Below are 18,448 nucleotides of genomic sequence, written 5' to 3'. Positions count from 1 at the left end.
AAGATTATGTAAGTGCTAATTTTAAAAAATGAAGCGATCTAAATCACAGCCAGTCGCACTTTTTTTGACAAGGTTAGTTTTCCTTAGATAGAGTGGAAACGTTTACATAGGTCTTCGCTGTTTAACATCACTAGGCATGAATAATAATGAAAAGTTTTGAAGAAATCCTACGAGCGCGTGATTGGGAAAACCAACATGTGACTCATGCTAATACTCTTAATCCGCACACTGCATTGAATGCATACACGAGTGAGCTAAGCGCTCGTAATGCTGAGCCTTCAGAGAATAATGTATCACTGAACGGCCAATGGAAGTTTGAGCTGTTTGAACGGCCAGAATCAGTGCCTAATAACTTCATGGATGAAGAGTTTGATGTTGCTCAGTGGAGCGAAATTACCGTTCCAAGTAACTGGCAGATGGAAGGCCATGATAAGCCTATTTACACGAACGTTAAGTATCCGTTTGACGACACCCCTCCATACGTACCAAATGATAATCCAACGGGTTGTTACCGCACGTCGTTCAATCTAGACAGTGATTGGTGCCAGCGTCAGCTACGCATTCAATTTGCAGGTGTAAATTCAGCATTCCATATCTGGTGTAATGGTAAATGGGTTGGTTACTCACAAGACAGCCGCTTGCCTGCCGAATTTGATTTGAGTGATTTCGTTAAAGAAGGTGAAAACCAACTGGCGGTGATGGTTATCCGTTGGTCTGACGGCTCATACCTTGAAGATCAAGATATGTGGTGGTTAAGCGGAATATTCCGTGAGGTTTCTCTGATCAGCAAACCTGAAGTACACATTGCCGATGTTGATGTGGTTACAACTCTCGATGATGTCTATCAAGACGCAGTATTGAACGTCACAACGACGCTAAACCAAAACAGCGACAAACACGCGGTTAGCATAAAACTATTTGATGCAGAAGGTGAGTTAGTCGCGAGCCATAAAGCTGAATCAACGAATAATGTCGATATCGATGAAAAAGGCGGTTGGAATAACAAAGTCATTCACGCCATTGATGTCGCGAACCCGAACAAATGGAGTGCAGAGTCTCCTTATCTATACCGTGTTGTGGTGAGCCTTGTTGATAGTAGCCTCGAAAATGAAGAGCAGCAGCTTATTGAGTGCGAAGCGTATTCGATTGGTTTCCGCAGCGTAGAAATCACCGATGGCTTGCTAAAAGTGAACGGCAAAGCGGTATTGATCCGTGGTGCTAACCGTCACGAACATCACCCTGAGCTTGGTCATGCCGTTAGCTACGAGAGCATGGTTGAAGACGTCAGAATGATGAAGAAATTCAACTTCAACGCAGTACGTACCGCGCACTACCCGAACGATCCGCGTTGGTATCAACTGTGTGATGAGTATGGTTTGTATGTGGTCGATGAAGCGAACATCGAGACGCATGGTCAATTCCCAATGCGTAATCTTTCTGAAGATCCAAGTTGGTTATCTGCTTATATGCGCCGCATGATCGGTATGGTTGAGCGTGATAAGAACCACCCGTCTGTGATCATCTGGTCTTTGGGTAATGAGTCGGGCATCGGCTTGAACCACCATGCTATGTACCAGTGGACAAAGCAGCGCGATACCACGCGTGTGGTTCAATACGAAGGTGGCGGCTCACGCACAGCCGCAACAGATATTCTGTGCCCAATGTACGCACGTGTTGATGAAGAGAACGACGGTGAAGGCATTAAGCGTTGGTCAATTAAAAACGAAATTAGCCAACCGGGTGAAGATCGCCCATTTATCTTGTGTGAATATGCTCATGCAATGGGTAACAGTTTAGGCAGCTTTGATCAGTACTGGGATGCTTTCCGTAAGTTCCCACGTCTACAAGGTGGCTTTATCTGGGATTGGGTTGACCAAGGTATCACTAAAACCGATGACCAAGGAACAGAGTACTGGGCATATGGTGGTGATTTTGGTGACACGATCAATGATCGCCAGTTCTGTATCAACGGTTTAGTATTTCCTGATCGCACGCCACATCCACACCTTTGGGAAGTGAAAAAAGCGCAGCAGTTCTACCAATTCAAGATCAATGAAAAAGAGCTAAACCTCGGTTTAAGTAATGCGTTGAAATTAACTGTAGTTAGTGAGTACTTATTTACGAAAGGCTTGAATGAAACGCTAACATGGCAACTGGTTGAAGATGGCATCACTATCAAGCAAGGTGAATTTGAACTTGCGATGCTGCCTGAATCAAAGCAAGAATTTGAATTAGTCGCTGAGCTTCCAACGCCAAAAGCGGGTAAAACGTATCACTTGAATATTGATGTATCACTTCAGTCTGATACTGCGTGGGCAGATGCTGGTCATTTAACGGCTATTGCACAGTTTACTCTGCCGGGCAGTAATGAGCTGTTATTGACGGAAGAGACTTCTGTTGCGTCGAACATTACCATCAATGAGTCTGATCTTAGTGTTGAAGTGGTAACATCAGCGTTAACTCTGACGTTTAACAAGCAAACCGGTCACTTAGAGAACGCTTTGCAAGACGGTAAAGCACTGTTAGCTCGTGCAATCAAAGATAACTTCTACCGTGCGCCTATCGATAACGACATTGGCACTAGTGAAGTTGACCGAGTTGACCCAAATACCTGGGCTGCACGTTGGGCGAAAGCAGGTCTTAACCGAATCGAGTCAAGCTGTGTTAATTTTGCAGTGAATACGGTTGGGCAATTCGTAATCGTCTCTTCTCGTCATAAGCACGAAGTCGACGGACGCACTGTGTTTATTTCAGATTGGCAATACAAGGTGCAATCTTCTGGCAAGGTTGAGTGTCTAGTGAACGTTCAAGCGGCGCAAGGCTTGCCATCGCTACCACGTGTTGGTGCTGAGTTTGCCATTCCGTTGATTAAGGGAAGTACTCATACTCAAAGTGAAGATGTTCAAGTAGATTGGTTTGGCCGTGGCCCTTACGAGAACTACCCAGATCGAATCATGGCAGCGCGTGTTGGTCACTATCAATCAAGCGTTGATGAGATGCATGTCGATTACATCTTCCCAAGTGAAAATGGTCTACGTTGCGATGTGAAGCAGGCGCAAGTGGGTGACGTTAATATTGAAGGTGATTTCCACTTCTCGGTAAGTCGTTATTCAATTGATTCACTGGCTCAAGCGAAGCACACCAATGAGCTTGTGAAAGACGATTGTATTTATGTACGCGTTGATGGTTTCCACATGGGAATTGGTGGTGATGACTCTTGGAGCCCTAGTGTTCATAGTGAGTACTTACTTGAAGCTGAGCAATACCAATATACATTCTCGCTTTTTTCGTAATAGGACTTAAATCTGCGAACGGTTAAATAAAAATCCCCGGCTTAATGGCCGGGGATTTTTTTATGTTCTTTTTAAACGAAGCTCAAACTCTTTCGACTTCAGGCGACTAATGCCGCTTTGTTTTGCATAACAGAGTCTCTTTGCACTAACGTTGGCGAGAAGCAGAAAGCTTGCTCTGAGCTATCGATGCCTTTGGCTAAGGTTAACGCGAGTTCCGCTGCCTTTTGTGCCATAAGCTCTACAGGATAGCGAACCGTTGTTAGGCGAGGGGAGACATATTTGGCGATAATGCCGTCATCAAAGCCAACGATAGAGAGCTGATTCGGTGATTGAATGCCATTTTCTTTTGCAACGGAAAGCGCGCCTGCAGCCATGTAATCGTTGTAACAAACCACGGCTGTCATATCGATAGATTTGGTCAGCATGTTTGTCATTGCGCTTTCCCCCCCTTCACTGCTGGGTTCCGCGTATTCAATGTAACTGCTTGTTAGTTGAATATCGTGTGCTTTTAGGGCGGCCAAGTAACCTTCTACTCGATCTTTTGCATCATCAATTTGATGATTTGAAGCGATACAGGCGATTTTATGGTGCCCATTTCGAATCAGTAGCTCGGTGGCAAGGTATGAACCTCTGAAGTTATCTAGTGAGATACAGCGCTCAGCCAGCTCGGGAATATGTCGGTTGATGACCACCAAGCCTTTAATTTCATGGGCGTATGCGATGAGTTCTGCATCGGAAAGCGCTTTGGAATGAACGACTAATGCTTCACATCCGTTATTGATCAGTAATTCAATCGCTTTCTTTTCGTCTTCGGCGTTATGGTAGCCATTGCCAATAAGAATGTGTTTATTATGCTCATGGGCAACCTTATCAATCGCTTTAACCATACTGCCAAAGAAGGGTTCGGAAACGTCACAAACTAATATACCAATGGTTTGATTGCTCTGATTTACGAGTGCGCGAGCTGCGGCATTGGGTCTGTAACCGAGTTGCTTCATCGCTTTATTCACTAAGTCAGTGGCTGCTTTGCTGGCTTTTGATGATTTATTTAAGACGCGTGAAACGGTAGCAACGGAAACACCTGCTTCTTTCGCTACATCCTTGATCGTTGCCATGGTTTACCTCGTAATATCGACTTCGGCCATTAGACACTGATTGGTAACGCATATCAATGAATATGCTGTAATGGTTTTTATTAGGTTGTTAGTTGTTGATTTTATATAGATAAAAACCATGAAAACGTTGATCAGTTGTTGGTTTTTATTATAGAGATCAGCGACCAGTTATTAACTAACAGGCCCCCTAACGACCTATTTCTGATTCATTAAAAGAAAAAGCGCTAGAGCCCCAACTCTAACGCTTTTTATTCAGACTTTGTAAGTAGCCAGTTTATCAATAGGCAGATTGATAGACTGACTGTCTTTCAATACTAAATTACTCTGCGTCAGTAAAGAAGTCGTTGTATAGCATGTAAAGGTGAGCTGCACTCCAAGAGAAGTTCGGTGCACCTTGTTGATCGCCAGTCAGTGGGTTGTAGTTCTCACGGATTGGACCATCTTGAATCAGGCCATCTGCGTTATCAAAGAAAGCACCAGCCATCTCGATAGCATCATCACGGTAGCCGTAGCTTTCCATGCCTTTTAAGCCGAAGTAGAACTGATCCACCCATACACGTCCACGCCAGTAGATATCAGGACCAAACGCTGGGCTTGATAGTGCAGCGGTACCAAGTGGTACGTGAGTGTTGAATTCTTCCGTGTCTTTCATGACAGAAACAACCGCATCAGCGTGATCTTGTGTTGCTGCACCGTTGAACAGTGGAGACCAGCCTTCAGGACCTTTACCACGCTCTACGATTGGTTTACCCGCACAGCCATTTGCTAGCGGTTTATCTTCGATACGAATGTCGTAGAAGAAGTTCGTGCTTTCATCGAACATACAAGTATTGATGTAGTTTGATAAATGCTCGGCTTTTTCACGGAACTCTTTCGCGTCAGTATCTTTACCAAGAATGTCGGCCATTTCAGCTAGGTACTTGTTATCGCTGTACATGTAGCTTGCTTGATCAACAGATTCTTGCAGTAGTGAGTAACCCAACAGCGTGCCGTCTTCTGCGCGGTTTTGAGCAAACTCTACGTCCCAATCAGAACGCTTGCCGCCATTTGCTACATATTCGTTTAGCTGATCGATATCGATAAAGCCAAATGCTGCAGCGTCATCACGACCTGATTCCCACGAAGCTGCGATTTGTGCAGGGCTTTCGATGAAGTCGTAACCGCCTTCAGCTACCACTTTATCAAGCGCTTCTTGGCCTACGATAGTTTCATGTTCGTCGCCACGTACTACCGTGAAGAACATGTCGCCTTCAGGTGTGTTGTGCGCTTTGTCTAGTGCCGCGCCATATTCAGGGATGCCGTTACCGTTGTTGTCACGGTTACGTAGCCACCAATCATGATAAGCAACTAGCTTTGGATACATCTCTTCGATCCATTCTTTGTCGCCAGTAGTTTTGTACACTTCCATTACAGCCCATGCTGCAAGGCTTGGTTTGGTGTTACGTTCGTTCCAGTTACCGCCGTCACCGCCGCGCTCAGGGCTTAGGTTGTAAGCAAGCAAGTCTGGCACGTAGCCTTCATCCCATGGACGAACCGAATCATCGGCTTGGATTTGGTAGGCAAACATTGCGCGAATGTTGTCTTTTGCTACTTCTGGGTTGAAGTGCGCCATTGCGTAAGCTTGTTTCCACGTATCCCACGGCCATGTTTGGTTACCAGAGAACCAACGAGCAGTAACAGAAGGAGTAACAGAATCAAATTCCATTGCACCTGCTGCGCCACGCCAGTTACCGTTTAGGGTTTCCATCGCTTTAACGGCAACACGCTCTTGTTCAGGCGTTGCGTTAGGGTTAGTTAAACCCATCTCAAGGTAACCTTCCCAACGTGCTTCTGAAGCATCTAAATAGTCGGTAGGGGTTGCTATGATCTTTTTGATCTCAGCCTGTTCAGCTTGGCTTTCTTCTGCCGTAAGAACGTGAGAATAAGTGGTGTAGATAGTTGTCGATTCTGCAATGCTTGCCGTTGATGTGAAGCTTAGGCCTTCTACATTGGTTTGCGTTTCAATCGATTTGTGAACTTGGTACTCAGACTCACCCGAAGTCAATAGATCCCATGTTGAACGGACTTCGCCGAACGTAACCTTTAGACCGTCATCAGTAGCGACGATTTGGCGGTTATAGTCTGGGTAAGTTTCAGCGATTGTTTTATCGGTCTGTGCTTCACCTTCTTTCGCGTGCGTTTTTTCTAAAAGTTCACCATCCCAAACAAGCTCTACTGGCGCGTCAGTTGTGATTTTAGTTTCTAGCAGCGATGTACGGTCAGAAGCGAATCGAAGTGTCAGCTCAACCGTTACGTCATCTGATGTTAACGTCTGAACAAGTGCACCCGGCAAGCTGTAAGCGTTCATCGTGAAATCAACTTTATTGCCGTCTTTGTAAACGCTTAAACGGTCAAAGTTATTTGCCATGAAGTTGATGTATTCTTCCGTTAGTAGCGCAGTACCTGGGAAGCCGCCCATGCCTTCATCTGAGTCTGGAAGTAGGTGGCCGTGCCATGCGCCCAAATCGAAGAATGGGTTGAAGCGTTGGTGGTCATCAAAATCATAGTCACGCATGTATTCTGGAGAGCCAGTACGGTCAATGACATTTTTAAAGCTAGCGGCGTGTAGCTGTTCTGTTGACGCAGTTTCATCGCTAGAGTTTGAACAACCAGCAAGCGTAATCACTGAACCGATTGCTAGGGCTGTAAGGGTTTTACGTAAAATCATTAAGTTATCCTCGGCTTACCAGTAGAAGTATTGCATGACGAACAGTTGTGCATCGCCTGTTTCGGTGTCATCACCAACAGCGAATTTAGTGTCAAATGCGGTCGCGTAAGTACCGTTGCCGTATTCGTACCAAACACCCGCATTGATGTAAGAGTTGATTTCGTTCTCACCAAGATCGTTATCGAACTTAGCGTAGTTGTAGGCTGCTGATAGGTAAACGCCTTGCGCTGCTTCGTACCATGCACTGGTTTGGAAGCCTGATTCGCTACCAAATGACTCTTGGTTGCCTTTGTCGGTGTCGTGCCATACACGTGCTGCGACATTTTTGTACTCAGCACCTAAAATAACCAGTTCGCCACCATCATTGTTACGCGCTTCACCACCTGCTAGTAGGGTTAGATCATCAATCACATCGTATTGAACATAACCATTGACCATCGCGTTTTTGTCTTTCCATTGATCTGCGAAGTTATCGTATTTGCCAAAGTTTACCCATGCGTCATCTTCTGAAAAGTCAGACTTAGGCGCTGCAGAGATGCTGTAACGGAACTTGCCTTCAAGGTTTTGAATTTTAAGCCCGATGTTTACGTCGCGTGTGTTTGAAATCGCGTAGCCGTACTCAACGGTTGCATCGCCCCACCACTGAATATCATCAAGTGAAGAGTCGTTTCGACCAATAATAAATTCCGTTTTACCATCTGTACGGTAGCCTGCGTAGAAACGGTTAAAGCCGCCTTCAAAGCCACCCCAGCCATGACCAGTCGCCCAAGCATTCCCTTCGTCGTCTGCTTGAACTGTCCAGCCTTCCATGTACGCTAAGCCGAACCAGTTACCGTGCTCGATTGCTAGGCCAGCTTCAATGTAAGTACCATCGCTGTAACGGCCTTTTTTGTCACCTTCCAGTGCAGTGTGTCCACCCAGACCAAGCTCACCGTAAAAGTTGTACGAAGTATTGGATTCAGACTGTGGCGCCTGAGTGGTGCTGTGGTTAGCTTCAGTCTCGGCAGCATTGACAGATAAAGCAGCGAAAATGCAGCTAGCGATAAAGGTTATTTTAGTAAAACTACTTTTCATTTAATGATCTTCTATATTAGGTTTAATCAATGAATGTCCATAAGTCTCTTTGGTTCTAGTAAAGCATGCTCTATTCGGCGTATTGACCAATCAACTTATATTTCAGGAAAGATAGTAGCGTTATTTTAGGGCTCGAAAAATAACTTTGGTTTAAAAGTGTGATCTGTTTTAGTAAAACTTTACTTAATTTTTGTCGCAACAAAACTATCAAAGTAATTATCAATAACCTATATAATTTGCATGCTAAATAAAGCGCATATTTAAAAACAGATAGATAAAAGCACCGACCAAAGGTCAGTGCTTACATTTTTGCTTTAGCGCAGAGAATTACGCGCTGATGGGTGTTGCTTCAGCCTTCTTTTCTTCAGCCGTTAATCCTTTCTCATATTTTCCATACTTCCACCACGCATAGCCAAGGAAGATAACGATACCGCCTACGTTGTAGAATATGATCGTCATAATATCGCCCCCAGTAGGGAAGGTCGAAGCAAAGAAACCGACAGTGAAAATCGCAATCAGTACGGAAACCACAGCGATACCCGTAGAGCGTGAGCCCATTCTGAAATCACGCGGTAGGTGATCCAGTTTCATCCGCAAGTTTAAATAGGCAATCATAATAAACAGTGGTGGCAACATAGACGCTGCGGCTGTCATGTTGATGATGGTACTCATGAGATCTTGCACTGTGTCTGACGCCAATGTCGGAATGAACATCAGTGGGATAACAATTAAAAACTGAATCCACGCTGCACGTACTGGAACCCCTTGTTTATTAAGCGCGACTGTCTTCTCACCAAAAATACCTTTGGGGATTTCAGAGAAGAATATTTTAACTGGCGTTGCTGTCCACATAAGCAGCGAACCAAGCATAGCAGTAAACGAGACCACGCCAACGAATCGGTTCATTAGTATTTCAGATAGACCAAAGTGTCGCGCCATACCTTCAAATACCTGAACGGATCCTCCGGTAAATTTCAACTCTTCGCGTGAAACAAAGACATTGGCGAGAACAGAGCCGACACAATACAAAGCACCTATGAATACGCCTGCAATGATGATGACTCTAACAAAGGACTTATGGCCACCTTTAATGTCATTTACGTAAACCGCAACCGATTCAGCGCCACCCGCAGCCATAAAGATCCAAGTGAGAACGCCCAAGAATGCCCAGTTAAAGGTAGGGGTCATCGCTTCAATGGTGATTGGGTCTGCAGGTTCAATACCACCAATCAATGCGCCACCAGAGAGTACGATGTAGGACATTGTAAGGAGCAGCATCAGTGATGAGGTGATTGAGGTAATTGGTCCTAGCAGCTTCGCACCGTTATTGGATATGTGAGTGGCGATTGCAAATAGAATCATACTCAATACAGCGGTCGTCAGTGGTGTAAATATGTATTCAAAGCCTAGGAACGCGTACGACGCATAGGCAATGATTCTTGGTAGTAGTGAGGTAAAAAAGAATAGATTTACAAACCAATAGGTATAGGCCGAAATGAAGGCCCAGCGACCTCCAAGCGAGCTTTTTACCCAAGCGTAAACTCCGGCTTCCGAATTCTTATTGAGCGAGACAAATTCCGCCACAATTAAACAAAATGGAATGAAGTAAAAAATGGTTGCAAGGAAAAACATCGGCGCGGAAGAGAGACCGATCTCGATGTTATTGTTAATGATATTGTTAAAGCTATAGACAGCAGCAAAGGTCATAGACAGTAAGGCAAACTTGCCTATCGTGCCACGTGCAGTTTCGGACATGATGTTCTCCGGTGTTTCACGTTAATTATAGTAGGTGCATGGTCCTATGGGGTTAATAGGCCGTGCTTTATTGTTATGTTGGTTTGGCAAACATCCATCGAGTTAGGATGGATTTGATTTTGCTAAGTAGTCACTCTATTACGTATTTACATAACTGATTGACTGCACGTACTCGAACCGTATTTGAAATCTACTTTTAGTAAAAATAATCTAATTTCAAACTATTACTTTTAAATAAGAGGTACGTGAAAGAAACCAAAATTCAAATTCTCATCTATGACCTATATTTTTAGGTTTGTGATTTTCACATCGATATAAATGAGTGGTTTCTTCATGAAAGATATTAAAGATTTGGTGACCGAAAGTTAAATGAACCTGATCGTTTTTGTGAGGTTAAGTAAATTTTTTACTTAATTTTTTATTGGGATTTTCTGAGGTGTTTTTACTAGATGGAAAATAACCGAAACGCCATCTCTGACGCTTCGGTTATTAGGGGGTAATGGTTACTTAATTGCTAGAGCAAAGATTAAGATTGCTTAGCTGTTTCTAGTTTTTCACCTTCGGCCTGCTTTTTTTCAAAGCGAGATATCCACCACCATGCAATCGCAGAGAATACAGCGGTCATGAAGACGTTAATGAAGAATGCTCTCATGAAGTTCACACCAGTAGGGAAGGCTGACGCTGTCATACTTACAATAAAGATGGTAATCAGAACAAGTACGACACCCATGCCGACTTTACGTGAACCCATGCGGAAATCACGCGGCGTATCATCGTATTTCCAACGGAATACAAAGTAAGCAGCCATGATAAAGATAGGTGGTAGCATCGCGGTACCTGCGGTTAAGTTGATCGCGACATTCATCATATCTTGTACTGACTCAGAGCCAAATCCACTAACTAGTAGCATGAATACTACAAAAGCAAACTGCCACCAAGCTGCGCGAACTGGAACACCGTGTTCGTTTAGTTCTGTTGTTTTCTCACCGTAAATGCCTTTAGGAATTTCAGAGAAGTGGATTTTTACTGGTGCAGCTGTCCACATCATCATTGAACCGAACATTGCGATGAATAATACGATACCAACGAAACGACCAACCAGTGATTCTGAAACGCTGAAGTACTGCGCCATACCTGTGAATATTTCAACCATGCCGCCAGCGTAAGTTAAGCTTTCACGAGCCACGAATACGTTAACCAGTAGCGAACCAATCGCGTACATTGCACCAATAAGAACACCAGCTGCGATGATGACTTTAATGAAGGTCTTTTGGCCGCCTTTTACATCTTTTAGGTAAGCTGCCGCTGTTTCCGCACCGCCTGCTGCTTGGAAGATCCAACACATGATACCCAGTGTTGCCCAGTTAATAGTTGGGGTCATTGCTTCGAGTGTGATTGGCTCAACCGGAACGTGATCGCCACTTAGCGCCATGAGTGCGCCCAGAACGTAAATACCGAACAAAGCAAAGACACCGTAAGCAACAAACTCAGAGATCTTACCTAACCAAGATGCCCCTTTGGTTGAGATGTGCGTTGCTAGTGCAAACAGAACAATCGATATGGCTGATGTCACCAGCGGCGAGAATGCATACTCATAACCTAGCATTGCGTAAGATGCGTATGAAATTACGTTTGGCAGTAGCGATACAAACCAGAACAAATTTACAAACCAATATAGAAATGAGCCTAAATACGCTGATTTTGTCCCTAGTGGCTTTTTAAGCCAGTCATACATACCCGATTCAGAGTCTTTGTTTGCAGAAACAAACTCAGCAATGATGAATACGAATGGGATGAAGTAGACGATAGTGGCCAATAAAAAGATAGGTGCCGAGCTTAAGCCCAATTCGATATTGTTATTTACGATGTTGCGAACGTTAAATACCGCTGCAAGCGTCATCGATAGCAAAGCAAACTTGCCTATCGTGCCACGCATAGATTCAGACATAATGTCCTCCATTGAATCACGTAATGTTTTGTCGTTATTTCTCTTAGTTTCCAATGTAGGGTGGATGCTAAGAGTACTTTTATAATGAACCTAGTTCGCGTGATACTGGTTTGAGCCTTGAACGGCAAGGCTCAGTCATATCCAGCGAAAGGTTCTATTTATTTAGAAAGCTATTTATTTAGGAAACTATTTGTTTAGAAACCTACTTATTCAAAAAGTAGCCATCTTCAATCGTGACTTTTAGTACGACTTTTCGTACTAGGTTGTCACCATGGAAGCGGTAAGCTTTGTTGTTATCAAAAATGGCCACTTGGCCTTGTGATAATTGACGAACTTCTCCGCTCCCTGTTAAATGTTCACGGTCAGTTTCGTCGCTGTAAGCTTCTACAACGTTAAGTTGATCTTTATCTGCAAACTCGACACTTTCACGTCCTTCAAGGTAGTAGTGGACATCGAAGTAACGGCGATTTCCGGTAAAGGTTTCTGTGTTACGCGCTGTGCCATCTTCAATCATGTAGACCAGTGAATCGCCAATGGAGTACATAACGCCATCTTTGAGATTGCCGATGTTATCTATTGCTTCTACACAGCGGTTCCATTTGCGACCGTCACGATAGACGACCTTGAATTGTTCTAAGTTTTCTAAAACGATCATCGGTTACGCCTCGTTAGTCGCAGGCTTAGTGCAAGCTGCGTTAGTTTTGGTGAAAAAATTTTGTTCAAATGAGTGGTTCATCAGAGCTTGAGCGCTGCAATCACCTGCTTGGAATGGAATCAGAGTTAGGCCGTAGCGGAACTCATCCATGTAGACGCGGTAAGAATCAAGCACTTCACTTCCCCAAGAGTTAGAGCCAAGTCCCATCACTTGATGATCAAGGTTTAGCGTGATGTAACCGCTCTTCTCTAGCTCAATAGTGTGTTGAGCTTGGTGCATGTTTTGGTTGGTGTAGAACCATGCGCTGAAGTTAATCTCTTGCTGAGGTTTCACTGCAATGCCATTACCCGCGCGGCTGGAAAGTGCAGCCCAACGAACATGCTGTCGGTTGCCATTGTTTTGTGGGAACGGGTAGTTTTCGAACATGTCGTCAACGATTGATTGGTATACGTCAATCATGTTGGCTTGCTTGCTATCTTGGTAGTTCTCTTCAGGGCCGCGACCGTAGTACTGCACTTGGTCGAAGTCGCTGTTGATGCCAAGATCAAAGCCAATTACAGGGATAACGTGAGGGTAATTGCCGTAGCGTTCGCCACTTAGTTCCACGTTCAGCTGACCTTGTGCATTGATTTGGTAGCGATATTCACAGCGCATACCAAAATCGAATACCGGTGGTGCGATGATGCTAGTGGTGGTGATTTCTACTTTTCCATCAACCGTTTCTACATTCACGCACTCAAGGTTAATGCTACGGAAGTGCTCTTGCATGATTTGTAAGTGTGCAGGCTCCCAGTAACCATCGTGCTCTTGCTTGTGGTTATCAATCATCGGCTTGAAGAAGTTCAGCTTAGGTTCTGACTTAATCAGCTCTTCACCGTTGACTAGCCAAGATGTCAGTTTGCCGTTTACTTTCGAGAAATTAAGCGCAAAGTTGTGACCTTTTACTACGTAGTCTAAGCGTGACTCAATCACGTCCAGTGCTGTTGCATTGTTGGTGGTGAAGGCTGGTAGAACAGCGGTGTTCTCTTTTACTTGGAATTGGTAAATCGCGATGTCGTGGTTTGCTTCACTGTACGAGGTGCGAGTGTCTTTACGAACGGTAAAGTTAACGAATACTTCGCGAGGATCTGCGTTTTCACCTTGTAATGACGCTGGCAATTCAAGCGAGACTTCACGGCTAGAATTTTCAGCTAAACCAGAAATCTTAATATTTTGAACCGCAACGGTTTCGCCTTCAGCGCGTATTTCTGCAGTGATGGTGTAGTCATCAATATTTGAGAACCAAAGTTTATTATCAACCGTGAACGTGCCATCTTCAGCGTTGAAGTCGCGTATTTTTACTGGAGCGATAACTTGCTTGTACTCTTTTAAGCCAGGCCCTGGTGTTTGGTCTGAGTAGATTAGGCCATCCATACAGAAGTTATAGTTGTTAGGGTAATCGCCGTAGTCACCGCCATATTTTAAGAACTCAGTACCGTTTTCATCATGCGCTAGAATGCCGTGATCACACCATTCCCAAACGTAGTGCCCTTGAATTGAGTCATGTTTGTAGAACACGTTTTGGTATTCTGTGAGTCCACCTGGTCCGTTACCCATTGCGTGAGCGTATTCGCAAATGATGCGTGGCTTTTCATGGGGGAACTCGCCAAACGCGTTCATTAGCTGGGCACGTGAATACATAGTTGAAATGATATCAACCACTTCACCGTCACGATCTTCTTCGTAATGCACCAAGCGCGTATCATCAATCGCTTTTGCAGCATCGTACATAGAGCGGATATTGCAGCCGTAACCAGACTCGTTACCCAAAGACCACATGATGATAGAAGGGTGGTTTTTCTGTGCGTGAATATGGCGCTCAATTCTCTCAACAAAGACCGCTTCCCAAGCTGAGTCATTGGTGATTCGGCTTAAGTCATCAACGTTTGCAAACCCGTGCGTTTCTACGTCAGTTTCACCCATGACGAATAGACCATAAATATCACACAGTTCGTAGAATCGTGGGTCATTAGGGTAGTGGGCAGTACGTACTGAGTTGATGTTGTGCTGTTTCATTAGGACTAAGTCTTTTTCAACTCTGTCCATGCCCACAGCACGACCTTTTAAGTGATCGTTATCGTGGCGGTTTACACCATGCAGCATGACGTACTTGTTGTTGATGTAGAAAAGACCGTCGCGAACTTTGATGTCACGGAAACCAACTCGTTGAGGAATAACTTCCAACACATTTCCAGTTGCATCTTTTAGCGTCAGAAGAAGTTTGTATAGGTATGGGTTCTCAGCGTTCCATTGGATTGGGTTAACAACATCAATGGCAAACTGAGTAGATGCAGTGTCGCTAGTCTGTTTATTAGGAACGGTTAAGTTATCCAGTGAGCCTTGCGAGATAACTTGGTTGTTGTCGTACAGTGCATATTCTAATGTTGCGGTTGTGCTTGCTGATGCTAGGTTTTCTAGCTCAACTTGGCATGAAAGTGTTGCGCTTTGGTATGCGTCGTCAAAATCAGTGCGAACCGTTAAATCTTGTACGTGAAGCTGCTCTTTACCAACAAGGTAAACGTCACGGAAGATACCGCCTGTCCACCACATGTCTTGGTCTTCAATGTAGGTAGAGTCAGCCCACTGCATTACGCGAATTGATAGTAGGTTTTCACCTGACTTAGCATGCGCCGAAATATCAAATTCAGCCGTTAAGCGGCTACCTTTACTGAAACCCACGTATTCGCCGTTTAGGTAAACTTCAAAGTAGGTCTCTACGCCATCAAACTTAATGATGGTCTGCTTGTCTGCCCAGCTATCACCAAGAGTAAATGTACGTTGGTATGCGCCAGTTGGGTTATCTGAAGGTACGAACGGCACATCAATTGGGAATGGGAAACCTTCGTCTGTGTATTGAAGATCGCCGTGGCCTTCCATTTGCCACATATTTGGAACCGTGATGTTGCCCCAACCGGTCATTTTTTCGCTGTAAAACTCTTCAGGAACCAACAGAGGGTTAGTGAAGTAATTGAAATTCCATTGACCGCTGAGCAATTGAAAATGACTACTTAGCTCACGTTGAAATGTTGTTGCGTTTTGAACTGAGTCGTATGAGAAGAAGTAAGCGCGGGGCGCTAATCTATTCTCATGCAGGTGAAGAAAGTTTTCCCAGTTGTTCACGTTGATTCTCCCCTCGGCTATGGCGATCACTATGGTCGTGCCGACGTTCTAATTGTAAAAATAAGCATCTGGGAAATATATTAGTAAAAGTTTTACTAAAATAAATTAGTGAGAACGTTTTACTTTAACTAGATCACGTTTTAGTGAGTGATTGACGAGAGAGATGTGATCGACTTAAAAGCGGTGTTTATTAAATAGAATCGGCGTTATTTAAAGCAATATATGCAATAGAAGGAGTAGCGATAAGGAAGGTTATCAACTAATGATGCATCGTTGAATGATGAGATATGGCAAAGGAAAAAATACAGTATGGAATGTAAAGCGCTGATAAATCAGCGCTTTGATAGATTAATCTTAGTTTGTGGTATCACGAAGCTTCAATTTACTTGGTACATAGACTTGCAGGGGCAGTGCACGCCCATCGCGAACCCTTTCTACTAAAAGGTTAACGCCTTGAATTCCCATCATTTCAGAGTGAATTCTCACCGTAGATAGAGATGGAAAGGTAAATTTAGCCGTTGGGATGTCGTTGACACTAATAAGAGAGATATCTTTGGGAATAGACAAACCATGCTCATGAATAGCACGTAAAACACCGATAGCAATTGAATCTGAAGCGATAAATAAGGCCTCAGGATAGTCTGATTTGGCAAGCATTTGTTTAGCGAGTTTATAGCCTGAAGAGCTAGAGAAATCACCACGATATATATCGTCAGTTGATACCACGCCCTTTAATTGACCGTATTCAGAAAAAGCCACCTCACGGATGTCTGGAGTATTCGGCTGGTCTTGACCACCAATAAATCCTAAACGTTGATAGCCTTGGCCAATAAAGAAGTCGGTGATCTCTTTGCTGATTTTAGCGAGATCAATATCAACCGAGTCATAAGGTGAATCAAGATCATTGAAATCAACATGACAGATGTTATCAGTTAATTTTTGCAGTTGTTTCAACGTACTAGGCTTACAGTGGCCAACTAAAAGGACACCAGTGATCTTTTTACTTTCGACTTCGATATTACTGTCGTAGCAGTTGGTTAGGTCAATGCCTAGCTTGTCACACTGGGTCTCAATACCATGACGAATCGATAAATAGTACGGGTCGTTCACTTCCGCTTCTTGCTTGTAGTTATACAAAGCAAGAAAGTGGTGGTTTTGTTTTTTGTTTAATGTTGATTTCTTTGAACTACTGGTCTTGTACTCAAGCTTTTCCGCAATTTCAAAAATACGACGTTTGGTTTCTTCTTTAACGCTTAGCGTTGGATCATCGTTTAATACTCGAGAAACAGTAGCCAATGAAACGCTAGCTTCGGTTGCTATATCTTTTAGTGTTGCCATTATTCACTTCCAGTCGGCGTAACTCACATCCTAGTGAGAATAAAATTTCCTGTTACCTATTGTAATTGAAGCGAAAAGATATGTACTGATTTTTTTAGTAAAAATTATTTAATGTGATACAGCTAGCCCTCCATGCTCACATCTATATTAACCATATGAATTAACAGGTATTTGTTGTTGTTAAGTAAAATTAATTGGCAAGGTATCGGGATATGATGGAAAAAGTCTTTTTGTGGAAACGTTTACACAATGCGAATTTGATCACAGACTATGATCCGGTTTGATTGATAAACTTTTGGTCATACAAAGTTGCTGCTCAAAAGCAGCATGGACGAAAGCATTAGGAGAGGCATAAGTGAAAGTACTCATCACTGGCGGTATGGGATACATAGGTAGCCACACCTGTGTGCAAATGATTGAAGCGGGTATGGAACCCATCATTGTCGATAACCTATGTAATGCTAAAGTAGAAGTTTTAAATAGAATCAAAGCATTAACAGGTGTTAAGCCAACCTTCTATTTAGGTGATATTCGTGATGAAGCCTTTCTTGATACGGTGTTTAGAGATCACGACATTAAATCGGTTATCCATTTTGCAGGCTTAAAAGCCGTTGGTGAGTCAGTCGCTAATCCTCTTGAATATTACGACAACAATGTGAATGGCTCTTTAGTTCTCGCCCGTAGCATGCGTAAAGCCGGCGTGAAAAGCATTGTCTTTAGTTCATCGGCTACCGTATATGGTGACCCTGAGATTGTTCCGATTACTGAATGCTCCCCAACGGGGGCGACAACGAACCCATACGGACGCAGCAAATACATGGTTGAACAGTGTTTGAGCGATCTATTTGACGCTGAAAATGATTGGAGCATAACGCTGCTTCGTTATTTCAACCCTGTTGGCGCTCACCCATCGGGAACCATGGGTGAAGACCCACAAGGTATTCCAAATAACCTGATGCCTTTCATTGCTCAAGTTGCAGTGGGTCGTAGAGAGAAGCTCGCTATTTTTGGTGACGACTATTCAACGCCAGATGGGACGGGGGTTCGTGATTACATTCATGTAATGGACTTAGCTGACGGTCATATTGCAGCATTAAAATCAGTGGGTGAGAAATCTGGCTTACATATTTACAACTTAGGATCGGGTCAAGGCTCGAGTGTTCTTGAAATGGTTGAAGCCTTTGCTAGCGCGAGTGAAAAGCCTGTGCCTTATGAAATATGTCCTCGCCGTCCTGGTGATATTGCCGAATGTTGGGCAAGTACCAGAAAAGCTGAGCGAGATTTGGGTTGGAAAACTACGCGCAGTGTCATGGACATGACCAAGGATACTTGGAATTGGCAGTCGAATAACCCGCAAGGGTACTGATTCTTTCAAGGAATAGGCTGTTTTTAAATTTAGATTGA

At 43.8% G+C, this 18,448-nt stretch carries 10 protein-coding genes; 2 read left to right on the top strand and 8 right to left on the bottom strand.

Translation table 11 applies throughout. The annotated features are described in order from the left end of the window. Window positions 1-146: 146 nt before the first annotated feature. Entirely contained in the window at window positions 147-3,293 is a 3,147-nt protein-coding gene (locus L4D20_RS07880; protein WP_428801030.1) for a beta-galactosidase, read from the top strand. 98 nt (window positions 3,294-3,391) lie between these two features. Here the strand turns inward: L4D20_RS07880 and L4D20_RS07875 are convergent, their stop codons facing one another. The 8 genes from L4D20_RS07875 to ebgR all read right to left on the bottom strand — a co-directional run bounded on the left by L4D20_RS07875 (window position 3,392) and on the right by ebgR (window position 17,044). Further along, window positions 3,392-4,408 carry a substrate-binding domain-containing protein gene (locus tag L4D20_RS07875; protein ID WP_428801029.1) on the bottom strand — a complete coding sequence of 339 codons (1,017 nt, stop codon included), beginning with the start codon at window positions 4,406-4,408 and terminating at the stop codon, window positions 3,392-3,394. A 319-nt stretch (window positions 4,409-4,727) separates the two neighbouring features. Then, window positions 4,728-7,115 (bottom strand): alpha-glucosidase, encoded by a 2,388-nt coding sequence (gene ygjK, locus L4D20_RS07870; RefSeq protein WP_428801028.1) that lies wholly within the window; start codon window positions 7,113-7,115, stop codon window positions 4,728-4,730. A 15-nt stretch (window positions 7,116-7,130) separates the two neighbouring features. Further along, window positions 7,131-8,189 carry a protein YgjJ gene (ygjJ, locus tag L4D20_RS07865; protein ID WP_428801027.1) on the bottom strand — a complete coding sequence of 353 codons (1,059 nt, stop codon included), beginning with the start codon at window positions 8,187-8,189 and terminating at the stop codon, window positions 7,131-7,133. Window positions 8,190-8,516: 327 nt separating this feature from the next. Next, on the bottom strand, window positions 8,517-9,944 hold the full coding sequence (locus tag L4D20_RS07860) for an amino acid permease (protein ID WP_428801026.1): 1,428 nt from the start codon (window positions 9,942-9,944) through the stop codon (window positions 8,517-8,519). 526 nt (window positions 9,945-10,470) lie between these two features. Beyond that, a complete protein-coding gene (locus L4D20_RS07855) occupies window positions 10,471-11,892 on the bottom strand; it encodes an amino acid permease (protein ID WP_428801025.1) in 1,422 nt (473 codons plus the stop codon). Window positions 11,893-12,094: 202 nt separating this feature from the next. Then, window positions 12,095-12,547 carry a beta-galactosidase subunit beta gene (locus L4D20_RS07850; protein WP_428801024.1) on the bottom strand — a complete coding sequence of 151 codons (453 nt, stop codon included), beginning with the start codon at window positions 12,545-12,547 and terminating at the stop codon, window positions 12,095-12,097. A 3-nt stretch (window positions 12,548-12,550) separates the two neighbouring features. Further along, complete coding sequence (ebgA, locus tag L4D20_RS07845) at window positions 12,551-15,706, bottom strand: beta-galactosidase subunit alpha (RefSeq protein WP_428801023.1); 3,156 nt, start codon at window positions 15,704-15,706, stop codon at window positions 12,551-12,553. A gap of 354 nt (window positions 15,707-16,060) precedes the next feature. Beyond that, window positions 16,061-17,044: a transcriptional regulator EbgR gene (ebgR, locus tag L4D20_RS07840; RefSeq protein ID WP_428801022.1), complete on the bottom strand. Its 984-nt coding sequence runs from the start codon at window positions 17,042-17,044 to the stop codon at window positions 16,061-16,063. 355 nt (window positions 17,045-17,399) lie between these two features. On the opposite strand from ebgR, the gene galE reads away from it, so the two are divergent. Continuing rightward, on the top strand, window positions 17,400-18,410 hold the full coding sequence (gene galE, locus L4D20_RS07835) for a UDP-glucose 4-epimerase GalE (RefSeq protein ID WP_428801021.1): 1,011 nt from the start codon (window positions 17,400-17,402) through the stop codon (window positions 18,408-18,410). Window positions 18,411-18,448: the final 38 nt, after the last annotated feature.

The sequence above is a fragment of the Vibrio kyushuensis genome, assembly GCF_050337325.1.
GTDB classification, from domain to species: Bacteria; Pseudomonadota; Gammaproteobacteria; order Enterobacterales; family Vibrionaceae; genus Vibrio; species Vibrio kyushuensis.
Note: the sequence above shows the minus strand (reverse complement) of the source record. Positions and strands in the feature narration are given on the sequence as shown.